The organism is Zetaproteobacteria bacterium (assembly GCA_003696765.1).
Lineage (GTDB): Bacteria > Pseudomonadota > Zetaproteobacteria > Mariprofundales > J009 > RFFX01.
Genome location: RFFX01000051.1, coordinates 1 through 3,133 on the forward strand (window position 1 = coordinate 1; position 3,133 = coordinate 3,133).

General features: G+C 68.3%; 4 protein-coding genes. 3 read left to right on the forward strand and 1 reads right to left on the reverse strand.

Translation table 11 applies throughout. The features are described 5' to 3' along the window. Window positions 1-117: methionine adenosyltransferase (locus D6682_05495; GenBank protein ID RMH51089.1), on the reverse strand; the 117-nt coding region annotated here is incomplete at its 3' end. Window positions 118-343: 226 nt separating this feature from the next. Between D6682_05495 and D6682_05500 the strand changes: the two genes are divergently transcribed. From D6682_05500 to D6682_05510, 3 genes are read left to right on the forward strand one after another with little or no spacing between them, the layout of a single operon-like run. Further along, the gene (locus tag D6682_05500; protein RMH51086.1) at window positions 344-1,111 is read left to right on the forward strand and encodes a YdcF family protein; all 768 of its coding nucleotides are present in this window, start codon (window positions 344-346) and stop codon (window positions 1,109-1,111) included. 19 nt (window positions 1,112-1,130) lie between these two features. After that, window positions 1,131-2,528 (forward strand): argininosuccinate lyase, encoded by a 1,398-nt coding sequence (argH, locus tag D6682_05505; GenBank protein ID RMH51087.1) that lies wholly within the window; start codon window positions 1,131-1,133, stop codon window positions 2,526-2,528. Between the two features lie 29 nt (window positions 2,529-2,557). Beyond that, entirely contained in the window at window positions 2,558-2,953 is a 396-nt protein-coding gene (locus D6682_05510; GenBank protein RMH51088.1) for a hypothetical protein, read from the forward strand. Window positions 2,954-3,133: the final 180 nt, after the last annotated feature.

The window sequence follows — 3,133 nt, forward strand, 5'->3', positions numbered from 1 at the left end:
CGCGGTGCGATCCTGCTCCAGGATGGCGTCGAGGATGGAGTCGGAGATGCGGTCGGCCACCTTGTCCGGGTGTCCCTCGGAGACCGATTCGCTGGTGAAGACGAAGTTTCGTGCCATTCTGTTCTTTTTCGATCGCAAAACGTCCATCCATGGACGTCTTGCTTGACGGGGATCGAAGAGCGCGGTCGTCACGGACACCATCCGGCAGGGCCGATCCCGCCTGCACGCTCCCCAAGCGGCGAGGCGCGAACCGTAGCCGGTTGCGTATGGGGAAACAAATGGCGGAGGATCGCCGCCGTGAAGGGCTGTGCCTTCATGGAGGGAGGTACGGCGGGCATGCACGATGTTGTTGATCACCAAGGCGATCGCCCGGTTGCTGCTGCCCCCGGGCGGCGTGCTGCTGATGGCTGCAGCCGGCATGGCCACGCTGCGCCGCCGGCAGGGACGGCTGCTGCTGGCCGCCTCGCTGCTGCTGCTCGCCCTGCTTTCGCTGCGTCCGGTCGCCGATCTGCTGCTCATCCCGCTGGAGCAGCGCTATCCTCCGCTGAGCCACTGGAGCCCCCGCCCCGGAGACGCCGTCGTCGTTCTCGGCGGCGGGGTCCATGCCCGGGCGCCGGAGTACGCCGGGCGCGATGCCCCCTCCGATGCCACCTTGCAGCGTATCGCCTTCGCGCTCCATCTGACGGCCGGAAGGGGAAGGGTGCCGCTCTGGACGAGCGGGGGGGCGGTGTTGCACGAGGGGGAGCAGGAGACGGAGGGGGCGGTCATGCGCCGCTGGCTGGTGGCCCGCGGCCTCCCTCCCGACCGCGTCCACGCCGAGGAGGGCTCGGCCAACACCTGGCAGAACGCTCTGCTGCTCGGCCCCGCATTGCGCGCCGCCGGTGTGCGCAGGGTGGTGCTGGTGACCACCGCCTGGCACATGCCGCGCGCCGTCTGGTGCTTCCGTCGGCTGGGGATGGTCGTCCTTCCCGCCCCGTGCGACTATAGTTCGTCGCAGCAGTCCTACACGCCGCTCGACTGGCTGCCCGACGCCGACGCCCTCGACGACTCGGTCCGGGCGCTGCACGAGTACCTCGGGCTGCTCTACTACCGGCTGCGCTACGGCGGCTGAGATCCGGGAGGCGATGCTCTTGTCCGAAAAACCGTGGGGCGGTCGTTTCCGCGCCGCCACCGACCGGCTGGTCGAACAGTTCAACGCCTCGATCGACATCGACCGGCGTATGGCGATGGAGGATCTCCAGGGATCGAAGGCGCACGCCCGTATGCTGGCCCTCTGCGGCATCCTCAGCAGGGAGGAGTGCGCCGCCATCCTCCAGGGGCTGGAAGAGATCGGCGAGGAGATCCGCAGCGGCTCCTTCCCTTTCTCGCAGGCGCTGGAAGACATCCATATGAACATCGAGCAGCGGCTGACCGAGCGGATCGGCGACGCCGGCAAGAAGCTCCACACTGCACGCAGCCGCAACGATCAGGTGGCCACCGACATGCGCCTCTATCTGCGCCGCCGCGCCACGGAGATCGAGGCATGGATCACCCGGCTGCAGCAGGCGCTGGTCGCCCGGGCCGAGGAGCACGCCGACACCGTCATGCCCGGCTTCACCCATCTGCAGAGCGCGCAACCGGTCACCTTCGGCCACCACCTGCTCGCCTGGGTGGAGATGCTGGAGCGGGATCGCGGCCGCTTCGCCGACGCCCGCCGGCGGATGAACCACTCGCCGCTGGGCAGCGCGGCGCTGGCCGGCACCACCTTCCCCATCGACCGCGCCATGACCGCCCGCGCGCTCGGCTTCGACGGACCGTGCCGCAACTCGCTCGACGCCGTCTCGGACCGCGACTTCGTCATCGAGCTGCTCGCTGCCGCCGCCCTCTGCGCCGTCCATCTCTCGCGCATCTGCGAGGAGCTCATCCTCTGGATGAGCGCCCAGTTCCACTTCATCGAACTTCCTGACGAATACTGCACGGGCTCCTCGATCATGCCGCAGAAGAAGAACCCCGACATGCCCGAGCTGATCCGGGGCAAGAGCGGCCGCATCATCGGTGGTCTGATGGCCATGCTGACCACGATGAAGGGGCTGCCGCTGGCCTACAACAAGGATATGCAGGAGGACAAGGCGCCCATCTTCGACGCGCTCGACCAGCTGGAGGGGGCGCTCACCATCCTCGCCGCCATGGTGCCGGGGATGCGCCCCGACCGGCGGCGGATGCGGGAGGCCGCCGCAGCCGGCTTCGCCACGGCGACCGATCTGGCCGACCGGCTGGTGCGCGCGGGGGTTCCCTTCCGCACCGCCCACCGGATCGTCGGGGAGGCGGTGGCCTGGTGCGAGGCGCACGGTTGCGAGCTGCACGAGATGGATGAGGCGGCCTGCCAGGTGATCGACCCGTCGCTCCACGCGGAGATGGTCTCCGACCTCTCGGTCGAGGGGTGTGTGGCCGCGCGCAACCATTTCGGTGGAACGGCGCCGGAGCAGGTGCGTCACCAGTGCGCCTGGTGGCGCACACGGTGGGAGGAAGAGGAGGCAACGACAACGTGAAGCGGAATCGTCGTATTATTGCGGTAGGAGTGGTGCTGCTCCTGCTGTTTGCGGCCGGCTGTGGCCGCAAACAGCCGCCGCAGCCGCTGAGTGCGTCGACCCCGCCGCCCAGGATCGCGGCGCTGCACCACGAGGTGAGCAAGAACGCCCTGCGCCTGAGGTTGCGTCTGGCCGGCGCCGGTGGGGTGCTGGGCTACCAGATCGACCGCGCCCGGATCGATCCGATCTGTCGTTGCCGGAGCGAATGGCGGCGCGACTACGAGTTCGCCCCGCGGCCGGGCATGGAGGGGGAGGAGCTGGTCCACGTCATTCCCGTCCGCCTGCCCGATGTCGAGTTCCTCTATCGGGTCCGGGCGATCGATGCGCTCGGACGGCTCGGCCCGTGGAGCGCGCCGATGCACATCCGCTGGGTGCGGGAGCGGTGAGAACCGAAAGTCGTTGGCGAAGAGGTTCGTGGACGGACTTTTTGCGATTCCATCATTGATGGTTTCGCAAGAAACCATCACCGCGGCCACGGACGGCCGCGCAAATCCGGAGGTTGCAGACGCAACCAACGGATTTGTAAGGGGATCGAAGACCGCGCTCTTCGATCCCCGTCGAGCAAA